At 68.7% G+C, this 19,538-nt stretch carries 20 protein-coding genes; 8 read left to right on the top strand and 12 right to left on the bottom strand.

Annotation, left to right across the window (positions count from 1 at the left end; all coding sequences use genetic code 11):
• Nucleotides 1-5: 5 nt before the first annotated feature.
• From JHN63_RS00400 to JHN63_RS00380, 5 genes are read right to left on the bottom strand one after another with little or no spacing between them, the layout of a single operon-like run.
• Nucleotides 6-200 carry a ferredoxin gene (locus tag JHN63_RS00400; protein WP_200676576.1) on the bottom strand — a complete coding sequence of 65 codons (195 nt, stop codon included), beginning with the start codon at nt 198-200 and terminating at the stop codon, nt 6-8.
• Nucleotides 201-242: 42 nt separating this feature from the next.
• Nucleotides 243-1,607 (bottom strand): ABC transporter substrate-binding protein, encoded by a 1,365-nt coding sequence (locus JHN63_RS00395; protein ID WP_200676575.1) that lies wholly within the window; start codon nt 1,605-1,607, stop codon nt 243-245.
• A 41-nt stretch (nt 1,608-1,648) separates the two neighbouring features.
• Complete coding sequence (locus JHN63_RS00390; protein ID WP_234475575.1) at nt 1,649-2,854, bottom strand: CaiB/BaiF CoA-transferase family protein; 1,206 nt, start codon at nt 2,852-2,854, stop codon at nt 1,649-1,651.
• Entirely contained in the window at nt 2,851-4,290 is a 1,440-nt protein-coding gene (locus JHN63_RS00385) for an aldehyde dehydrogenase family protein (protein ID WP_200676574.1), read from the bottom strand. Before JHN63_RS00385 ends, JHN63_RS00390 begins: the two co-directional genes overlap by 4 nt.
• On the bottom strand, nt 4,287-5,018 hold the full coding sequence (locus JHN63_RS00380) for an SDR family oxidoreductase (RefSeq protein ID WP_033282944.1): 732 nt from the start codon (nt 5,016-5,018) through the stop codon (nt 4,287-4,289). Before JHN63_RS00380 ends, JHN63_RS00385 begins: the two co-directional genes overlap by 4 nt.
• Before the next feature lie 236 nt (nt 5,019-5,254).
• Here JHN63_RS00380 and JHN63_RS00375 point away from each other — a divergent pair, with 236 nt between their 5' ends.
• The 5 genes from JHN63_RS00375 to JHN63_RS00355 are packed head-to-tail and all read left to right on the top strand — an operon-like array spanning nt 5,255 to nt 9,395.
• Nucleotides 5,255-5,959 carry an SDR family NAD(P)-dependent oxidoreductase gene (locus JHN63_RS00375; RefSeq protein ID WP_200676573.1) on the top strand — a complete coding sequence of 235 codons (705 nt, stop codon included), beginning with the start codon at nt 5,255-5,257 and terminating at the stop codon, nt 5,957-5,959.
• Entirely contained in the window at nt 5,956-6,588 is a 633-nt protein-coding gene (locus JHN63_RS00370) for a carboxymuconolactone decarboxylase family protein (protein ID WP_200676572.1), read from the top strand. Before JHN63_RS00375 ends, JHN63_RS00370 begins: the two co-directional genes overlap by 4 nt.
• Before the next feature lie 4 nt (nt 6,589-6,592).
• Entirely contained in the window at nt 6,593-7,858 is a 1,266-nt protein-coding gene (locus JHN63_RS00365) for an aromatic ring-hydroxylating dioxygenase subunit alpha (RefSeq protein WP_200676570.1), read from the top strand.
• The gene (locus JHN63_RS00360; protein ID WP_200676569.1) at nt 7,845-8,165 is read left to right on the top strand and encodes a hypothetical protein; all 321 of its coding nucleotides are present in this window, start codon (nt 7,845-7,847) and stop codon (nt 8,163-8,165) included. The genes JHN63_RS00365 and JHN63_RS00360 overlap by 14 nt, the downstream gene beginning before the upstream one ends.
• Nucleotides 8,166-8,171: 6 nt before the next feature.
• Nucleotides 8,172-9,395, top strand: coding sequence for an amidohydrolase family protein (locus tag JHN63_RS00355; protein ID WP_200676568.1), 1,224 nt, complete (start codon nt 8,172-8,174; stop codon nt 9,393-9,395).
• A gap of 31 nt (nt 9,396-9,426) precedes the next feature.
• Here JHN63_RS00355 and JHN63_RS00350 read toward each other — a convergent pair whose 3' ends face one another.
• The gene (locus JHN63_RS00350; protein WP_200676567.1) at nt 9,427-10,020 is read right to left on the bottom strand and encodes a TetR/AcrR family transcriptional regulator; all 594 of its coding nucleotides are present in this window, start codon (nt 10,018-10,020) and stop codon (nt 9,427-9,429) included.
• Between the two features lie 124 nt (nt 10,021-10,144).
• Between JHN63_RS00350 and JHN63_RS00345 the strand changes: the two genes are divergently transcribed.
• From JHN63_RS00345 to JHN63_RS52305, 3 genes are read left to right on the top strand one after another with little or no spacing between them, the layout of a single operon-like run.
• Nucleotides 10,145-11,167: a zinc-binding dehydrogenase gene (locus JHN63_RS00345; protein WP_200676566.1), complete on the top strand. Its 1,023-nt coding sequence runs from the start codon at nt 10,145-10,147 to the stop codon at nt 11,165-11,167.
• Nucleotides 11,168-11,175: 8 nt separating this feature from the next.
• Nucleotides 11,176-11,703 carry a nuclear transport factor 2 family protein gene (locus JHN63_RS00340; RefSeq protein WP_200676565.1) on the top strand — a complete coding sequence of 176 codons (528 nt, stop codon included), beginning with the start codon at nt 11,176-11,178 and terminating at the stop codon, nt 11,701-11,703.
• Entirely contained in the window at nt 11,700-13,346 is a 1,647-nt protein-coding gene (locus JHN63_RS52305; RefSeq protein WP_234475570.1) for an SDR family NAD(P)-dependent oxidoreductase, read from the top strand. The genes JHN63_RS00340 and JHN63_RS52305 overlap by 4 nt, the downstream gene beginning before the upstream one ends.
• Nucleotides 13,347-13,368: 22 nt before the next feature.
• Here JHN63_RS52305 and JHN63_RS00325 read toward each other — a convergent pair whose 3' ends face one another.
• Genes JHN63_RS00325 through JHN63_RS00300 form a run of 6 tightly spaced genes read right to left on the bottom strand, consistent with a single transcriptional unit; the run spans nt 13,369 to nt 19,462 of the window.
• Nucleotides 13,369-14,187, bottom strand: a complete 819-nt coding sequence (locus JHN63_RS00325; protein ID WP_200676564.1) for an enoyl-CoA hydratase — start codon at nt 14,185-14,187, stop codon at nt 13,369-13,371.
• 21 nt (nt 14,188-14,208) lie between these two features.
• Nucleotides 14,209-15,357 (bottom strand): acyl-CoA dehydrogenase family protein, encoded by a 1,149-nt coding sequence (locus JHN63_RS00320; RefSeq protein ID WP_200676563.1) that lies wholly within the window; start codon nt 15,355-15,357, stop codon nt 14,209-14,211.
• Nucleotides 15,354-16,205, bottom strand: coding sequence for an acyl-CoA dehydrogenase family protein (locus JHN63_RS00315; protein ID WP_200676562.1), 852 nt, complete (start codon nt 16,203-16,205; stop codon nt 15,354-15,356). The genes JHN63_RS00320 and JHN63_RS00315 overlap by 4 nt, the downstream gene beginning before the upstream one ends.
• Nucleotides 16,195-17,166 (bottom strand): NADPH:quinone oxidoreductase family protein, encoded by a 972-nt coding sequence (locus JHN63_RS00310; protein WP_200676561.1) that lies wholly within the window; start codon nt 17,164-17,166, stop codon nt 16,195-16,197. The genes JHN63_RS00315 and JHN63_RS00310 overlap by 11 nt, the downstream gene beginning before the upstream one ends.
• The gene (locus JHN63_RS00305) at nt 17,163-18,185 is read right to left on the bottom strand and encodes a phosphotransferase family protein (RefSeq protein WP_200676560.1); all 1,023 of its coding nucleotides are present in this window, start codon (nt 18,183-18,185) and stop codon (nt 17,163-17,165) included. The genes JHN63_RS00310 and JHN63_RS00305 overlap by 4 nt, the downstream gene beginning before the upstream one ends.
• Entirely contained in the window at nt 18,182-19,462 is a 1,281-nt protein-coding gene (locus JHN63_RS00300; RefSeq protein ID WP_200676559.1) for an acyl-CoA dehydrogenase family protein, read from the bottom strand. The genes JHN63_RS00305 and JHN63_RS00300 overlap by 4 nt, the downstream gene beginning before the upstream one ends.
• Nucleotides 19,463-19,538: the final 76 nt, after the last annotated feature.

Raw genomic sequence — 19,538 nt, 5'->3', positions numbered from 1 at the left:
GAGGGTCAGGAGATGAGGGAGATCGCCCGCTCCGGGCAGGACAGGACCGCCTCGCGGACGTCCGCCTCCTGATCGGCGGGGACTTCCTCCTCGACGACCGAGGAGTGCCCGTCGATCTCGCTGAGTTCGAAGGTGTCCGGTGCGCGCATCGCGCAGAGCGTGTGGCCCTGACAGCGCTCCGGGTCGACTCGTACCTTCACGGTCCTTCCTTCCTGCCGTGGTGAACGGGGTCTGTGGCGTGGTTACTTGAGGTCGGACAGCGACTTGCCGACGTCGGCCAGGGTCGGCGGCTTGCCGTAGTTCCCCTTGAACTTGTAGGCGGGCGCGTCGCACCGGTAGACGCCCTCGGTGGGCTTGAAGTCGGCCGGCACCCAGCCGCTGGTGGTGGCCTTCTCGACGTTGAAGCACTTCAGGGGCTCGTCGGGTGAGGAGAGGTTGACCGAGGCGTGGAGCCCTCCCCCGGTCCAGTCGGTCTGCTTCTTGGCGTTCTCAAGGACACAACTGCGGGTCAGTTCGGCGCAGTCGCGGGCCGAGGTGGCGAACAGCAGCCAGCTGGAGAAGGCCTGCATGGCGGGCAGGGTGAGCTGCGCGTCGGGCGCGTACTTCTTGAACAGGGCGACCATCTCCTTCGTCGCCGGGTTGTCGTCGGCCTTCTCCAACGGGTATCCGTTGATGGAGGCGAAGTTGGTCTGTGTACCGAGCGCGGGACCGGCCAGCTTGACGAAGGCGGGGCCGTAGGCGTTGCTGTTCGCGTCGATCCAGTCGAGCTTGTAGTCGATGTTGGTGAGCGCCTGCTCCAGCTTCGCCAACTGGGTGAAGTCCCCCAGGAAGACGAGTCCCTTGACCTTCTTCGTCTTGATGGACTGGGCGTACGGCGTCCAGTCGGAGACACCCTGCGCGGGGTAGAGGTCGGAGTAGGTGACCTTGCCGCCCATCGCGGTGAGGACTTCCTTGTCCTGGCCCGCGAGGAGCTTGGTGATGGGCACGTCGCCGGTGATGATGCCGACGCCGCTCGCGGACGACGGGTACGCCTCCTTCAACAGCCAGGAGAAGTAACCGGCGTAGGGCGAATAGCCCGTCGAGGCGCCCATGGCCATGACCTGGAGGTCCGCGCCGATCTCGGAGGTGACCTGCGCCGGGAACTCGGGGAGCAGGCACTTCAATCGGGTCTTGACGCCCAGGCCGTCGAGGGCGGCGCCGCCGCCCACCTCGAAGAAGTCGGTGCGGCAGGCCCCGATCATCTGCTGGTTGACCTGCATGAGCGCGGAGTCGTGCGTCACGGGTGTGATCTTGCGGCCGTTGATGCCGCCGGCGGCGTTGCACCAGGAGGTGAAGACCTTCGCCGCGTTCCCGAACTCCGGGTTCTTGGTGAAGCCGACGTCGCTGAAGACGCCGACCTTGATCTCGGAGCTGGTGACGCCCTGACTGGTGACGGTCTTGGGCGTCCCCTTGCCGCACACGGACTTCAGCGTGCCGAAGTCCGCGGTCGCGGTGTCGGCGGCTCCGGTGGTCGAAGGGCTGCTGGTGTCCGCGGACTTGGTGCGGCCGGAGCATCCGGCCGCGGCCGCGAGGGCCAGGACGAGCGCGGGGATGAGCAAGCGTCTCATCGGTTCTCCTCGTTGAGAATGTGAGTCCCGCTGTCGGGTGGTCAGGTGACGGCGCCCGCCGCCTTGAGCGCGATGATGCGGTCCCAGTCCAGGCCCAGCTCGAGAAGGATCTCCTCGGTCTGGGCGGCGAACTCGGGTGCGGGACCGAGGCTGGGGGCTTGCACGTCGAACTGCACGGGGCTGCTGACCAGTTCGAGCTCTCCTGCCGGCAGCAGGTACTCGTTGGCTCTGATCTGTGGGTCCTCACCCACTTGCAGGGAGTCCTGCACCGGGGCCCACGGCCCGGCCAGGGTGGCGAAGCGCCGGCTCCACTGCGCGAGGGTGCGGGTGGCGAGGACCTCGCGCAGGATCTTGACGGCCTCCGCCGTGTTGGCAATGAGGTTCTCGGCCGTGTCGAAGCGCGGGTCGTCGGCGAGTTCGGGGCGGTCGATGTGGCGGCACACATCGGCCCAGAACTTGCCGGGCTGCATCATGACGAACGCCAGGTGGTGACCGTCGGAGGTCTCGTACAGCCCGGACAGGGGGTTCGCGACGGAGCCGTGGGTGCCGACGGGCGGCGGGATCCACGGCTTGCCGAGGTGCAGGGAGAGCGCGGTGGCATGGCCCATCGCCCACAGTCCGCTGCCGAGCAGGGAGACGTCCACGACCGAGGGTTCGCCGGTGCGCTCGCGTTTCAGGAGCGCCGCCGCGATGCCGCCGGCGAGGTTGGTGCCGGAGATCGTGTCGCCGTAGGCCGGTGACGGCGGGTTGATGATGCCGTCCGTGCCCTCGGGAGTGATGCTCGCGGCGGTGCCGGCGCGGGCCCAGAACGCCGTCATGTCGTAGCCACCCTTCCCCGCTTCCGGTCCGCGCGGTCCGAAGGCGCTGCCCCGGGCGTAGACGATGCGGGGGTTGACGGTACGGATGTCGTCGACGTCGATGCCGAACTTGTCCCGGTGGCCGGGAAGGAAGCTGGTCAGGAACACGTCGGCGTGCCGGGCGAGTTCGTACAGCACCTCCTTGCCCTCGGGGCGTGAGATGTCGAGGCCGAGGCTGCGCTTGCCGCGGTTGGCGTGCTCGACGTTGGGGTTGGGGTCGCCCTCGACGCGCATCGTGCCGGTCTGCCTCAGACCGCGCTGCGGGTCGCCGGTAACGGCGTGCTCGACCTTGATGACGTCCGCTCCCCAGTCGGAGAGGACGGCTCCCGCCGAAGGCACGAAGCCGTACATGGCGACTTCGAGAACGCGTATTCCGTCGAGCGGCATCATGACCGGACCACGACCGCGAAGGACTTGTACTCCAGGAACTCCTCCAGGCCGGGCACGCCGCTCTCCCGGCCGATGCCCGACTGCTTGTAGCCGCCGAACGGCACGTCGGCGGCGAAGTAGTTGCCGCCGTTGATGCTGAAGGTGCCGGTGCGGATCCGGCGGGCGAGCGCGATGGCCCGCTCGTCGTCGGCGCTCTGGACGCCGCCGGAGAGGCCGAAGACGGAGTTGTTGGCGATGCGGACGGCGTCGTCATCGTCGTCGTACGGAATCACCACGAGCACAGGGCCGAAGACCTCGTCCTGGGCGATCTCGCTGTCCGGATCGACGTTGCTGAGGAGGGTCGGCCGGTAGAAGAAGCCGGGATCGACCTTCTCGCCACCGGTGACGAGGTTCGCACCGGCGGCCACGGCCCTCTCGACCATGCCGTCGACCTTGTCGCGCTGGCGCTCGCTGATGAGCGGGCCCGCGAAGGTCTTGGGGTCGGCGGGGTCGCCGAGCGGGATGCGGCCGAGGCCCGCCGCGACCTTCTCGACGATCTCGTCGTGGTGCTCCCTGGGCACGAGCAGCCGGGAGGTGAGCGCGCACCCCTGCCCGGAGTGCGAGCAGATGGTGCCGGCCGCGAACATGGCGGCGGTGGCGAAGTCGGCGTCGTCGAGGACGATCATGGCGGACTTGCCGCCGAGTTCCAGGAAGACCTTCTTCACCGTGCGGCTCGCGGCCTCCATGATGCGGCGGCCGGTCGCGGTGGAACCGGTGAAGGTGATCATGTCGACGTCGGGGTGGGTGGTGAGCGTCTCGCCGACGTCGGCCCCGGAGGACGTGAGGACGTTGACGACGCCGGGCGGTATGTCCGTGTGCTCGGCGATGAGTTGGCCGAGGAACAGGGTGGTGAGCGGGGTGTCGGGGGCGCCCTTGAGGACGACCGTGCAGCCGGCCGCGAGCGCGGGGGCGAGTTTGGCCAGGGCGAGTTGGTTCGGGTAGTTGTAGGCGATGATCGCCGCGACGACCCCGGCCGCCTCCTTCTCCACCCAGCGGCGGTGGCGTTGGCCCCGGATCTCGACCTCACCCAGATCCTCGGTGAGCGGGTACTTGCGCAGCAGGTCCGCGTAGAAGCGCACCAGCTTGACGGGGTCGTCGAGTTGGGGGCCGTAGGTGAGCATGCGGGGCGCGCCGACCTCGGCGATGGTCAGCTCGCGCAACTCCTCGACGTGGTCGAGGAGCGCCTGGTGCAGTTGGTCGAGACAGCGGATGCGCAGTTGTACGTCGGTGGCCCATGCGGTGGTGTCGAAGGCGGTGCGGGCCGCCGCTACGGCCGCCTCGGCCTGGGCGGTGGTGGCCTCGGGGGCGTGGCCGTAGACCTCGCCGGTAGCGGGGTTGAGCGAGGGGAACGTCCGCTCCCCGTCGACCAGTTGGCCGTCGATGAGCAGGCGGGTCACAGTCGCACCACCTGTCCGCCGTCCACGCTGATGGTCTGTCCCGTCAGCCAGCCGGCGTCGTCGGAGAGCAGGAACAGCACAGTGGGGGTGAGGTCGCCGGGGGTGCCCATCCGTTTGATGGCCAGGGCCTGGGTCATCCGCTGCTGGAACTCGACCGGTACGACGGTGGCCGTGGCCTCGGTGTCGGTGGGGCCGGGGGCGATGCCGTTGACGCGGATGCCCCGGCCGCCGAGTTCGGCGGCCAGCGACGCGGTGAGGTGGTTGATGCCGATCTTGGCCAGGCCGTAGTAGCCGCTCGCCATGTAGGCGGCGGCAGACGACTGGTTGACGATCGCGGCGCCCTCGGTCAGGTGCGGGACGACGGCCCGGGTGACGTACAGGGCGCCCATCAGGTTCACCTGGATGAAGCGGTTGAGGTAGTCGAGGTCGACGGTGGTCAGGCCCTCGCGCCGCATGCTGTGGTAGATCGCGGCGTTGTTGATCAGGTAGTCGATGCGGCCGAACTCGGCGACGGTGGCGGCGGCCAGCGCGTCGGCCGAGGCGGGGTCTCCGACGTCGACCTTGACGAAGAGCGCGGAGTCCAGCTCCTTGGCGACCCGCTGCCCCTGCTCCTCGTTGATGTCCGCGACCACGACCCGTGCGCCCTCGGCGGCCAGCGCCCGGGCGTAGTCCTCGCCGATTCCCTGTCCCGCTCCGGTGACGATCGCCACCTTGTCCTGGAACCGCATCCTGTTCTCCTCGCATGGATGGGCGGCTTGCTCCAATGAAGCGGAAACTACATTCTCCTTATACGCGAATCAACCATCCGGAAGCGAGAATGTCATCCTGACCGATGCCTGACAGGTGCACGGAGTGCGGCGAACGACCCCCGCCTGCGCGGCACTTCCGGAAGTACCGGAGACGAGAATACGCTTCTCAGATCCGGAAGGGAGATTTTCATGATCGAGACGCAGGGGGTTCCGGCATGAGGACAGCCCTTGTCACAGGCGGCGGCTCCGGCATCGGACTGGCCATCGCGCAACGCCTGGAGGCAGACGGTCTCCAGGTCGCCACCCTCGACCTCAATCCGTCCGACAGCGGCTTCTCCCGGAAGGCCGACGTCTCCGACCGGGCCCAGGTGGACGAGGCGCTGGCCGAGATCCGGGAGCAGCTCGGCCCGGTCACGGTTCTGGTCAACGCGGCGGGGACGGAGGGCTACAAGCGCTTCGTCAACCTCACCTTCGAGGCCTGGCAGCGCGTCATCGACGTCAACCTCCACGGCGTCTTCCACTGCGTCCAGGCCGTCCTGCCGGACATGGTGGAGGCCGGCTGGGGCCGGATCGTCAACATCTCCTCCTCCAGCGCGCAGTCCGGCCAGCCGTTCATGACGCACTACGTGGCGGCGAAGTCGGCGGTCAACGGACTGACGAAGGCGCTCGCCCTGGAGCTGGGACCGCAGGGCATCACCGTGAACGCGGTTCCGCCCGGCTTCATCGACACACCGATGCTGCGCCGCTCGGAGGAGCGCCACCTGCTCGGCGGGACGGTCGAGGAACACATCCAGCGCACTCCGGTACGGCGGGTCGGGCGCCCCGAGGACATCGCCGCGGCGTGCGCCTTCCTCGCGTCCGAGGAGGCCGGTTACATCACGGGCCAGATCCTGGGCGTGAACGGCGGGCGGAACACGTGAGCGAGAACGGTGATCACGAGCAGGGCGAGAACGCCACCGCGCACCACGAGAACGGCGAGCCGACCGGCGACTCCGGCGTCCGCATCTTCCCGGTGCCGTACGACGAGTGGGACCACGAACTGTTCTCGGTCATCAACCCCCACCGCAAGCTGCCGGAGGCCAATGTCCTGGGGCTCTTCCAGCGGCATCCGGCCCTGGCCCGGGCGTTCCTGACGTTCAACATGCACCTGAACACCACGACCCTGCCGGTGCGCGTCCGCGAGCTGGCCGTGATGCGCGTGGCGTGGCGGCGGGGCAGCAGATACGAGTGGGCGAGTCACGTTCTGATCGGCCGGAAGCACGGGGTGACCGAGGCCGAGATCGAAGAGGTCCGCACCGGCGCCGACACCTTGCTCAACCGGGCGGTGGACGAACTCGACACCGACTCGGGCCTCTCGGACGCGACTTACGCCGCACTCGCCGCCGACCTGGACGAACACCAGCTCATGGACCTGGTCTTCACGGTCGGCACCTACACGATGCTCACGATGGCCCTCAACACCTTCGGCGTGGAACTCGATCCTGCGATCTCGGAAGAGAACTTCAGTTTCCCAAAAAGAGAATGGTATTCTCACAAGCGAGAGGGGTGATCCCATGCCACACTTCGCCAAGCCGGCGGCCGGAAGCTGGACCGAGAACTACCCCGAGCTGGGCACGAGCCCGGTGAACTACGAGGACTCCATCGACCCCGCGTACTACGAGGCGGAGAAGGAGGCGATCTTCAAGAAGACCTGGCTGAACGTCGGTCGGGTCGAGCAAGTGCCGAAGGTCGGCAGCTACTTCACGAAGGAGCTGGCGGTCGCCGACACCTCACTGGTGATCGTGCGGGGCAAGGACAAGGAGATCCGCGCCTTCCACAACGTCTGCCGCCACCGCGGCAACAAGCTCGTGTGGAACGACTATCCGGGCGAGGAGGTCAAGGGCACCTGCCGTCAGTTCACCTGCAAGTACCATGCCTGGCGCTACAGCCTCGACGGCGATCTGACCTTCGTCCAGCAGGAGAAGGAGTTCTTCGACCTGGACAAGGCGGACTACGGCCTGAAGCTGGTCCGCTGCGAGGTCTGGGAGGGGTTCGTCTTCGTCAACCTCGACCCGGACGCGCAGCCGCTGAAGGAGTATCTGGGCGAGTTCGCCAAGGGACTCGAGGGCTACCCCTTCCACGAGATGACCGAGGTCTTCACGTACAAGGCGGAGATCGGCAGCAACTGGAAGCTGTTCATCGACGCGTTCGCGGAGTTCTACCACGCGCCCGTCCTGCACATGAAGCAGGCCGTCAAGGACGAGGCCGACAAGCTCTTCAACGTCGGGTACGAGGCGCTGCACTACGAGATCCACCCCCCGCACTCGATGATCTCCTCCTGGGGAGGCATGTCCCCGCCCAAGGACCTGACCATCGTCAAGCCCATCGAACGCGTCCTGCGCAGCGGCCTGTTCGGGCCGTGGGAGGCGCCCGACATCGAGGGCCTCGACCCGCTTCCCCCCGGTCTCAATCCGGGCGGGCACCGCGCCTGGGGCAACGACTCCTTCGAGTTCTTCCCCAACATGACCCTGCTGATCTGGAAGCCGGGCTGGTATCTGACGTACCACTACTGGCCGACGGCGGTGGACAAGCACCTCTTCGAGGCCAACCTGTACTTCGTGCCCGCGAAGACGGCGCGCGAGCGGCTCAAGCAGGAGCTGGCCGCGGTGACGTTCAAGGAGTACGCGCTCCAGGACGGCAACACGCTGGAGGCCACCCAGACCATGCTCAAGAGCCGGGTGGTCACCGAATTCCCGCTCTGCGACCAGGAGTTGCTGCTCCGCCATCTGCACAAGACGGTCGCCGACTACGTCAAGGAGCACACCGATGCTGCCCAGTGAGTTCGCGGCGCTCGAACCGTTCAGCGAGTGGGTCCTGGAGTCCGAGCGCGATCGCTACACCAAGCGCCTGGCCAGCTCCATGGAGGAGATGCAGGCGTTCTACGACGCCGCGTTCCCGCTGCTGGAACAGGCCTCCGACCACCTCGACAAGTTCCCCCTCACCGAACTCCCGGAGCAGGAGCGCAACTTGCTGCTCCTGCTGTTCTCCCTGGTGAACGTGTCGTTCCCGGTGGAGGTCTGGAAGCAGGCCCGGGTGCCGGACAGCGGGGCCGCCTATATGGACCTAGTCGTCGAGCCGAAGGTCTGACCCGTCGTGCTCACACTCAGGGCGGCGCGTGTACTGCACGTGGAGACGGGCGAGTTCGAGCAGCCGGGCATCGTCACGGTCGACGGCGACCGCATCACGCGCGGCGGCGGCGAGGGCGAGGGCGAGAACGAGGTTCTCGACCTCGGTGATGTGACTCTGCTGCCCGGTCTCATGGACATGGAGGTCAACCTCCTGATGGGCGGCCGGGGAGAGACCCTCGCGTTCTCCCCCGTCCAGGACGATCCCCCGCTTCGGATGCTCCGCGCGGTGGGCAACGCCCGGCGGACCCTGCGCGCGGGCTTCACGACGGTCCGCAACCTCGGCCTGTTCGTGAAGACGGGCGGCTATCTGCTGGACGTCGCGCTGGCGAAGGCCATCGACGCCGGCTGGATCGACGGACCGCGCATCGTGCCGGCCGGGCACGCCATCACACCCACCGGCGGACACCTCGACCCCACGATGTTCGCCGCGTACGCCCCCGGAATCATGCCTCTCTCCCTGGAGGAGGGCATTGCCAACGGTGTCGACGAGGTGCGCAAGGCCGTCCGCTACCAGATCAAGCACGGGGCACGGCTCATCAAGGTCTGTGCGTCCGGGGGCGTGATGTCCCACACGGGCACCCCCGGCGCGCAGCACTACTCCGACGAGGAGCTGCGTGCCATCGTCGACGAGGCCCACCGGCGCGGGCTGAAGGTGGCGGCCCACACGCACGGGGCCGACGCCGTCCGGGCCGCGGTGGAGGCGGGCATCGACTGCATCGAGCACGGCTTCCTGCTCGACGACGACACGATCGCGCTGATGGCGGAGAGGGGCACTTTCCTGGTGCCGACCACCGCTCTCATCGATGGGATGGACATGTCCCATTCCGCGCCCGAATTGGTCGAGAAGGCCGCCGAGATCTTCCCCCGGGCGAAGACGGTGGTGTCCAGGGCCGGCAAGGCGGGTGTCCGGATGGCGCTGGGCACGGACGCGCCGGCGATTCCGCACGGCCGCGGCGCGCAGGAGCTGATCGCCCTGGTCGACCGTGGCATGACTCCCCTGGAAGCGCTCCAGGCGGCGACCGTCAACGCGGCGGAGTTGATCGACGCCGACGACCGGGGCCGCATCGCCGAAGGCCTGCTCGCCGATCTCATCGCGGTGCCGGGCAATCCGCTGGAGGACGTCTCCGTGATGACGGACGTCCGGTTCGTGATGAAGGGCGGGAAGGTGTTCCGCGACGAACGCCGCTGAGACCAACACCCCGTCCGGACGGGCGAGTTGATCAGAGAGGCCCGTCGAGGGGTCGTAGCATCCGCAGGATCATGTCGACCGTGCGCTCGACGGGGCGGTTGCGGGCCGTGACCGTGGCCAGGAGGGTGCGGGTCAGTACGGCGCCGAGGATCATGTCGAAGACGTCGTCCGGGTCCACGGTGGGGTCGACGGTACCGGTCGGCGCGGCGCGCAGGATGTCCTGGAACTGCGGTCGCGCCGACACGCGCAGCAACATTTCCGGCGGCCGGGGGCGGTTCGACGTCTGGGAGTGCGCGAAGAGTCCGGCCGCCGCGGCGCGGGCCGCGGGGGCGCCGAAGGCCGCCAAGTAGGCACGGACGAACCGGCGGAGGTCACGGCGGAGATCCCCCGTCGGACGGACGATCAACGGGCTGAGCCCGGGGAACGTGGCCTCCTCGATCAGCTCGATCCGGGACGGCCAGCGGCGGTAGATGGCGGAGGCGTGCACACCGGAGTGCTCGGCCACAGCCTGGATCGTCGTGGCGTCGAAGCCGCGCTGGACGAGCAGTTCGCGCGTCGCCGCGAGGGCCCGTTCATTGATGCTCGTGTCGCGGGGACGGCCCGGGGCGCGGCGCGGTTCTGCCATGCCGTGATTGTAGTGACCGGGCGGTGTTCCGGCGTTCTTCAATTATAGGAGACCGTCTTCTGTAATTCCCGTTGTGTGGCTACAGTCCGAAGGGGACGGACTTCGGAATGCGGAGGAGAGTCTGATGCGTGCTGCTGTGCTGCGGGGCGGGACGGTCGAGGCACGGACCGTCGACGATCCGGTCCCCGGACCGGGCCAACTCCTCGTCCGCTCGCTGGCGTGCGGGATCTGCGCGTCGGATCTGCACTTCATGGACCATCCGGAGGCGGGCGCCGACGACGACAGCGGAATGTCGACGTACGACAGGGACGTCGACATCGTGATGGGTCACGAGTACTGCGCCGAGGTCGTGGACTACGGCCCCGGCACCGAGCGGCGGATCCCGGTCGGTACACGGGTGAGTTCGCTGCCCGTACTGAACACGCCCGCCGGCCGCAGGATCATCGGCCAGAGCCCCGAATCCCCGGGCGGATTCGGTGAGTTGTTCCTGCTCACCGAGGCCATCACCCGGGTCGTGGTGTCGGATCTGCCGAGCGAGGTCGTGTGTGTCGCCGACGCGATCTCGGTGGGCTGGTCGACCGCGTCCCGCGCCCAACTGACGGCGAACGAGGCGCCGTTGGTGATCGGCTGCGGCGCCATCGCCCTCTCGGCGATCGGCCGGCTCAGGAGTCTCGGCGTCGGTCCGATCGTGGCGGCCGATCTCGAGGCCTCACGTCGCGCGACCGCGCTGGCCATGGGCGCCGATGTGGTCGTCGATCCGGCCGAGGTCTCGCCGTACGAGGCCTGGCGCAACGCGGCCGGTCCGCGGGCGAGTTGTGTCGTGTTCGAGTGCGTCGGCGTCCCCGGCGTTCTCGACTCGATCATCAAGGGATGCGAGCGAGGTACCCGGATCTTCTCCGTCGGCGGTCCGCCGGAGGGCGATCATCTGCACACCCTGACCGCCAAACAGAAGGGCATCAACATCCAGTTCGGGGGCGGCCCGTCGATGGACCACTGGGACGAGGCGTTCCGGGCGGTCTGCTCCGGCAGCCTCGATGTCGGGCCGATGCTCGGGCACACCGTCGGCCTCGACGGGGTCCAGGCCGCGCTCGACGCTGCGCGGGACGCGAACGGGCCGGCCCGGATCATCGTCGTACCAGGGAGCTGACCACACTCATGAGCGAGACCGACGAACTTGCCCAACTACGCGCAGCCGTCGAGTCGTTGGCGGCGAAGGTGCGCGCCTTGGAGGACCAGGTCGAGATCACGCAGCTCGTCGCCCAGTACGGGCCGGCGGTCGACAGCGGATCGGGGGAGGCCGCGGCTGCGCTCTGGACCGAGGACGGTGTCTTCGACGCTGTCCCCCATCTGCGGATGGAGGGCTGGGACGGCATCGTCGGCATGGTCCACGGACCGGGCCATCAGAGCGTGATCCACAACGGCTGCGGTCATGTGCTGACCGCGCCGCACGTCGTCGTCGACGGCGACCGGGCCACCGGCCGCAGCCACGCGCTGCATCTGCGGTGGGACGCCGACGCCGGACGGTTCTGGGTGTTCCAGGTCTCCGCCAACACCTGGCGCTGGGTGCGCACTTCGGAGGGGTGGCGGATCGCCGAGCGGATCAACGCCAACCTCGACGGCACCGACGGGCCCCGAGCGATGCTCGCGCCGTCCGGCAAATCCGCTTCGCTGGAGGAGAGTTGAGGATCGGGTTCATCGGGGCGGGCCGGATGGGGCGGCCGATCGTCGACCGACTGGTGGCCGCCGGGCATGACGTCACGGTCCATGTGCGTCGACCGGAGGCCCTGGCGGCAGCCCAAGAGGACGGGTTCGCGCGGGCCGACACGATCGGGGCGACGGTCCGCGACGCCGACGCGGTGTTCGTCGCCGTACTCAAGGACGAACAGGTGAGAGCGGCCTGCCTCGGTGCGGAAGGCGCGCTCTCTGGGATGAAACCGGGGGCGACGCTCATCCAGCACACCACGTCCCATCCCGGCACCGCGGAGTTGCTCGCCGAGGCGGGCGCGGAGCGTGGTGTCGGGGTGCTGGACGCCGCGCTGTCGGGCGGCCCGCACGACATCGCCGCGGGCCGTCTCACTCTGTGGGTCGGCGGGGACGAGGCCCAACTGGAGGCGCTGCGCCCGCTGTTGGAGACGTATGCCTCGCCGGTCCTGTTCGTGGGGCCGGTCGGCAACGGTCAGCGGGTCAAGCTCGTCAACAACGCCTTGTTCGTGGCACAGGTCGGACTCGCGGTCGACGCGGTACGGGTGGCGGGGTCGCTGGGCATCGACGAGAAGGCGATTCTCGCGGCGCTGCAGCACGGCAGCGGTGCCAGTCGGGCGCTCGGTGTCGTCGCCGGCGGAGGGTCGGTCGAGGCGGTCGCGGAGCGGCTGGCGGACCTGATGAGCAAGGACGTCCGCGTGGTGCGCGAGGTGGCGCGCGGCACCGGGACCGACCTCGGAATCATCGGGACGGTGCTGTCGTCGGACGCGGTCGAGAAGAAGGTTCTCCGGTCGTCCTGGATGAACTTGTCGAGGAGTAACGAAGTGACTCAATCGCTCACCACGAAGTACGGGCCGTGGGGTGTCGTCGCCGGCGGGTCGGACGGGGTGGGAGCCGCGTTCGCCCACCGGATGGCCGCCCAGGGGATGAACATCGTGCTGGTGGCCCGGCGGCTGCCCGTGCTGGAGGCGTCCGCCGCCGAGATCCGGGACCGGTACGGCGTCGAGGTCCGTACCGTCGCGCTCGACCTCAGCTCCCCGAGCGCCCTGTCGGAGCTGGAGGAGGCGACCGTCGATCTGGAGGTCGGCCTGTTCGTCTACAACGCGGGCAGCGACGACCGCAGCGTCCCGTTCCTCGACAAGGAACTCGGCACGCACCTCGGGCTGGTGCAGCGCAACTGCGCCGCCGTACTCGAAGCGGCCTACCGCTTCGGCGGCCCGATGGTGGCGCGCAAGCGGGGAGCCGTGGTCCTGGTGACCTCGGGCGCCGCGTGGGCCGGTGGCGCCACGCTCGCCGCCTACGGCGCGTCCAAGGCGTTCGACCTCATCCTCGCGGAGAGCCTGTGGGCGGAGTGGCAGGGCAGCGGGGTGGACGTTCTGGGGCTGGTGCTCGGCAGGACCGACACCCCGTCCCTGCGCCGGACCGAAGGCGTCCAAGGGGGCTCCTACGGCGGTGACTTGGCCGACCCCGCCGACGTGGCCGCCGAGGCGCTCGACCATCTCTCCGACGGCCCCACCTGGATCTACGGCAGCCCCGCCCCGACCGGCGGTTCACCGTTCGGGGCGCTCAGCCGCCGGGACGCGGTGCTGGCGATGAGCCGGGGCGCGAGCACCGCGCGCGAGTGATGACGACCCTTGCGATCGCGGCCTACTGCTCTTTGAGGCGATCCTTCATGGCGTCGAGTTTGGTGAGAATGGGATATCCGCTCACGCTCAACGCGTTCCCGTGTCCTGTCTCGTGGATGTCGAACACGGACTGGATGGCGGCGTAGAAGCCCTGGACGTCGAGGCTCTGGTTGACGGCGCGCTTGGCCTGGCGGAGGCCGAAGGACGGCATGCGGGCGATCTGCCGGGCCAACTCCATTGCCTGGGTGTCCAGTTGATCGAGGGGGACGACCTTGTTCACCATGCCGACCTTCTCCGCCTCCTCGGCGGTGACGGCCCGTCCGGTGAAGAGGATCTCCTTCGCCTTGCGTGGGCCCAACTCCCAGGTGTGGCCGTGGTATTCGACTCCACCGATGCCCATGTGCACGACGGGGTCGGAGAATTCGGCGTTCTCGGCGGCCACGATCAGGTCGCAGGGCCAGCAGAGCATCAGTCCGCCCGCGATGCACTTGCCCTGGACCGCGGCGATCGACGGTTTGGGGACGTTGCGCCAGCGCAGTGTGTACTCCAAGTACCGGCGGGATTCGGCACTGTAGATCCACTCCAGGGTGATCTCGTTCGGTGCCGGCCAGCGGTCCTTGAGGTCGTGGCCGGAGGAGAAGTGTCTCCCGTTGCCTCGCAGGAGGATCACCTTGACCTCCTCGTCGGCGGCGGCCCGGCGCCAGGCGGCGTCCAACGCGTCGAGGAGAACCGCGTTCTGGGCGTTGGCGACCTCGGGCCGGTTCAGGGTGATGACCGCGACCCTGTCGTCGACCTCGTAGAGGACCTCGTCCGTGTCCACCGTGTCCGCTGTGTCTGTCATGGGTCCCGTCTTCCGTCGGCTCTAGCGGGGCAGGCCGAGGATGCGCTCGGCGATGATGTTGCGCTGGATCTCGGAGGTGCCGCCGGCGATGGTCCCGCCGAAGCTGCGCGCGTACCGCTCGAACCAACTGGCGGTGAACGTCCCGAGGTTCATATGGGTGTACGGCCCCGTCTGCACCGGATGCAGCAGCGCCTCGGTCCCGTGGTGTTCGAGGGCGTGCAGTTCGGCGCTCTGCGCGGCCTCGGAGCCGAGCAGCTTGAGCACCGAGATCTCCGCCGGGTTGCGGTCGGGTCCGAGCAGCCGGTGGCCGAGCAACCGCAGTGCCTGGACGTCCATTTGGAGCGTCGCGTACCACTCCTCGTCGCAGGCCGAGTCCTGGATCAGGCCGTCCATGCGCTCGGCGTAGTGCACCCACAGCAGGGTCCGTTCATGACCGAGCGAGCCGTTGGCCACGCGCCAGCCCTCGTTGAGGAGGCCGACGAGGTTCTCCTTCGGGACGCGGACGTCGGTGAAGAACACCTCGTTGAAGTCGAGGTCGTCGGGTGCGGCGATCGATCCGAACGGCCGCCTGACCAGGCCTTCGGAGTCGGTGGGGATGAGCAGGACGCTGATGCCCTTGTGCTTGGGGGCGTCGGGGTCGGTGCGGACGAAGGTGAGCAGGACGTCGGCGTCGTGCGCGCCCGAGGTCCACACCTTCTGTCCGTTGACGACGAAGTGGTCGCCGTCGAGGGCCGCGCGGGTGCGCAGCCCGGCCAGGTCGGAGCCCGCTCCGGGTTCGCTCATGCCGAGCGACGCGGTGATCTCCGCGCGCAGCAGGGGTACGGCCCAGTCGCGTTTCTGTTCCTCGGTGCCGAAGGTCAGCAGTGAGGCCGCGATGATGTTGAGGCCCTGCGGGTTGAAGCTGTGGTAGATCCGCCGCCGGGACAACTCCTCCAGATGCGCGACGACTTGGGGCAGGGTGGCGTTGCGGCCGCCGTACTCGGGCGGCTGGGCCGGCAGCAGCCAGCCGGCGTCGAAGAGCTTGCGTTGCCAGCGCCGGGCCCAATCCGGTATGTCCGCGCTGGACTTGGAGCGGACAGTGGCCTCTTCGGGGGTGGGCAGGTGGGTGTCGAGGAAGGCGCTGAAATCGGCGCGGAACTTCTCGACCTCGGGGTCGGGGGCCAGCCTCATACCAGCAGCGCCTTCCTGTGCTCGGACGCCGTGCCGAGGAGCAGGTCCCCGGCCTTGGCCCGCTTGAGGTGGATCTGCAGTTCGTTCTCCCACGTGTAGCCCATGGCTCCGAAGAGCTGGAACCCGTTGCGGAAACAGACCCGTTGGCAGTCTCCGGCGGCGGCCTTGGCCATGGCGGCGGCCCGACCGCGGCGCGCGTCGTCCTCGGCGATGGTGAGCGCGGAGAAGTAGGCGAGCACCTTGGCGCGTTCGATGGCGACGTACATGTCGGCCGCCTTGTGCTTGACGGCCTGGAACGAGCCGATGGGCACCCCGAATTGGTGCCGTTCCTTCACATGGGCGACGACCAGGTCGAGGATGCGCCGGCAACTGCCGACCGTGCTGACCGCGAGGCCCATCAGGGCCAGGTCCGGTACGCCGCCGACCAGGTCCGGCGCGTCCACCCGGGCGACATGCAGAGTCGGGTCGAACACGGACAGCCGCTCGGCCGCCAGGTCCTCTCCGTTCCGTACGACCACGCCCTCGGAGGTGAGAAGGGCGATCTCGTCCACGCGGTCGGCGTCGAGGACGAACCGGCCCACCCCGTCGAAGACTCCGGTGCCCGAGCCGCGCGGCAGCCGTCCGGCCAGTGGCGCGAACCAGGTCGCCGTGGCGAGGAAGGGCGTCGGGTCGGCGACGTACCCCAACTCCTCCAGGACGATGGCGAGTTCCACCGGCGGGGCTTCCAGCCAGCCCAACTCCAGGTAGGTGTCCCAGAGTTGCTTCTCGGGCAGCGACCGGGACTTGGTGATCGTCTCGCGGACCACTCGCTGGAGCAGCCGCTGTTCGTCGTCGAACTCAAACTCCATGCGCGACCTCCAGAAGGACCTTGCCGATGGCGCGGCGCCCGAGGCTGAGCGCGGCGGCGACTTCGGCGAGCGGATACACGGCGTGGACGCGGGGCCGTATCTTCCCGGCGGCGAACAGTCCGTGGAGTTCGGTGCGGGCGGCGACCAGGTCGTCCCGCCGGTGGCGCGCCCAGCCTCCGAGGTCGAAGCCGTGCACGCTGACCCCTTTGAGCATCGGGAGGTTGAGCGGGATCCGCGGGATCTCACCGCTCGCGAACCCCACGCTCACGAACCGACCGCCCCAGCGCATGGCCCGCAACGCCTCCTCCGCGTACGGCCCGCCGACGGGGTCAATCACGACATCGGCGCCGCCCGCGTCCCGCACGGTCCGCTTCAAGTCGCCGTACGGCAGGGTCACTTGTGCGCCCTGCTCGGCGCACACCGCCCGTTTCTCCGCCGTCGAAGCGACGGCGACGACCTCCGCGCCGAGCAGTGCGGCGAGTTCGACGGTCGCGAGGCCCACCCCGCCGGCCGCGCCCAGGACGGCCACCCGCTCCCCCGGCTGTACGTCGGCGACCAGGCGGAGGGCGTCGAAGGCGGTGGTGTGGCTGACCCCGAAGGCCGCCGCGCGCTCGGTGGGGATTCCCTCGGGGATGCGGCTCAGGCCGGCGGGGCGGGCGGTGACGCGTTCGGCGAAGGCGCCGACGAACATCGAGCCGAAGACCCGCTCGCCCTTCTCGAATCCGTGCGCGGACGCGGCGACCACGCCGGCGAATTCGCTGCCGGGGGTGAAGGGCGGCTCCGCCTTCACCTGGTAGGCGCCGTCGATCACGAGGACGTCGGCGAAGTTGACGGCGGCGTAGTGCACGTCGACCGGGATGCCGCCGTCCGGACCCGCCAATTCCCCTTCGGGGGCGACTGGTTCGGGAATGTCCTCGACGACCACCGGGCCGCCGACGGCGTTGCAGCGGGCGGCTCTCATAGCCGGGTCGTCGCGGCGAGTTCGGCCGCCTGCGCGGCCATCTGGAGGACTACGTCGCCGTAGTGGGCCATCTTCGGGTTGCCGCCCTCGCCCTTCACATGCCGGGCGTAGCCGCCTTCCAGGACAACGGCCATCTTGAAGCGGGCGAGGATCACGTAGTAGTCGATCTCGCTGACGTCGCGTCCGCTGACCTTGGCGTAGTGCTCCAGCAGGTCGGCCCGGTCGGGCATGCCGGTGTAGTCGACGTACCCCTTCTGGGTGCGGTCCTCGTCGGCGTCCGGCCAGCCCATGATGACCCAGCCGAGGTCTAGCAACGGGTCGCCCACGGTGGCCATTTCGAAGTCGACCAGGGCCGCGAGTTCGGCGGGTGCGCCGTGCCGGAACATGACGTTGGCGAACTGGTAGTCGCCGTGGATGATGCCGGGTTCCCAGTGGGCGGGACGGTGTTCCCGCAGCCAGGCAGCGGCGTTCTCCAGGCCGGGTATCTCGCGGAACTCGAACTTGGCGAGGTGGGCGAGCCAGCGGTCGACCTGCCGGTCGTGGAAACCGTCCGGCCTGCCGAAGCCCTCCAGGCCCTGGGCCCGCCAGTTTACGTTGCCCAACTTCGCTATGCCTTCGACGAGTTGGTACGCGAGCTCGGGGCGCAGGGAGAGATCGCCGAGGAACGGTTCGGGCCAGCCGCCGGAGTTCATCGGGGACCAGCCGTCGACGTGTGCCATGAGATAGAAGCAGGAGCCGAGCACACTCGTGTCGTCGCACACGGCGATCGCCTCGGGGTGCGGGACGTCCGTGCCGTTGAGGGCGTTGAGAACGCGGTATTCACGCAGCATGGTCTCGTTGCGCCCCGGCGGGACCTTCTCCGGCGGTTTGCGCAGCACCATGCTCACCTCGCCGCGCCGGATGCCGTAGATGTCGTTGGAGGTGCCGCCGGAGATGTACGAGGTCTCGACGGGTTCGCCGGGGGCGATGCCCTGGCCGTCCAGCCAGCGGGCGAGCGATTCCGTGTCGGCGAGCGTCACAGCAGGTCCTCCAACTGCTTCCGGGCCCATTCGCGGCGGGTGGGCAGGTGCTGGGTGGGCCAGAGACCGGGGGCAGCTTCGTAGCCGCGCAGCACGTCACGGGCGACAGTGATCTTGTGGACCTCGGTGGGTCCGTCGACGACCGCCATGACGGCTGCGCCGTTCCACATGTCGGAGAACGGCATTTCGTTCGAGACACCGAGGGCGCCGTGCAGATGCATCGAGCGGTACACGATGTCGTGCAGCACCTTCGGGGTGAGGAACTTGATGGCGGCGATGTCCTTACGGACCCGCTTGTAGTCCTGGTACCGGTCGATCTGCCAGGCGGTGTAGAGCACGAACAGCCGGAACTGGGCGAGTTGGGCGTAGGAGTCGGCGAGGTCGGCGCGGACGAGTTGCTTGTCCGCGAGCCGCTCGCCCTGGGTCTCGCGGGACAGGGCGCGTTCGGCCATCATGTCGAGCGCCTTCTGGCTCTGGCCGACGACCCGCATCGCGTGGTGGACGCGGCCACCGCCGAGCCGGGTCTGGGCGATCGCGAAGGCCTGGCCCTCGCCGCCGAGCAGTGCGTCGGCGGGGACGCGGACGCCGTCGTAGGCGATGAGCGCGTGCATGCCCTCGTCGGTGGCCTCGCCCATGATGCCGAGGTGGCGCTCGATGCGGACGCCGGGGGTGTCGCTGGGCACGAGGAACATCGACATGCCCTTGTAGGGGCTGACGTCGGGGTTCGTCACGGCCATCACGATGACGAACTTCGAGGTGCGGGCGTTGGAGGAGAAGAACTTGCGGCCGGTGATGACCCAGTCGTCGCCGTCGCGTTCGGCGCGCGTGGTGAACATCGTGGGGTCGGCGCCGGCCTGCGGTTCGGTCATGGAGAAGCAGGAGAAGCACTCGCCCTCCAGTAGCGGCCGGAGGTAGCGCTCCTTCTGCTCGTCGGTGCCGTAGCGGGCGATGATCTCGGCGTTTCCGGTGTCGGGGGCGGCCGTGCCGAAGATGACGGGGGCCCAACTCGACTGCCCCAGGATCTCGTTGATGAGCGCCAGCTTGACCTGGCCGAAGCCGCGGCCGCCCAGCTCGGGGCCGAGGTGCGGTGCCCACAGGCCCTCGTCGCGGACCTGTTGCTTCAACGCCCCGACGACCGGGCCGAGTTCATCGTCGAGAGGGTGGTACGCCCGGTCCGGGTACAGCAGGTCCAGCGGCTCCACACGCTCGACGCGGAACTGCCTGATCCACTCCAGCTTCTCCTCGAACTCCGGCTCGGTGGAAAAGTCCCATGCCATGTCAGACGAACCTCCTGCCAACCCGGGACGAATGAAGATGAGAATATCATTCTCGTCTCACGCAAGTAAGGGTCTC

The organism is Streptomyces sp. MBT65, from assembly GCF_016612545.1.
Lineage (GTDB): Bacteria > Actinomycetota > Actinomycetes > Streptomycetales > Streptomycetaceae > Streptomyces.
This window is presented reverse-complemented; position numbering and strand designations above follow the sequence as displayed.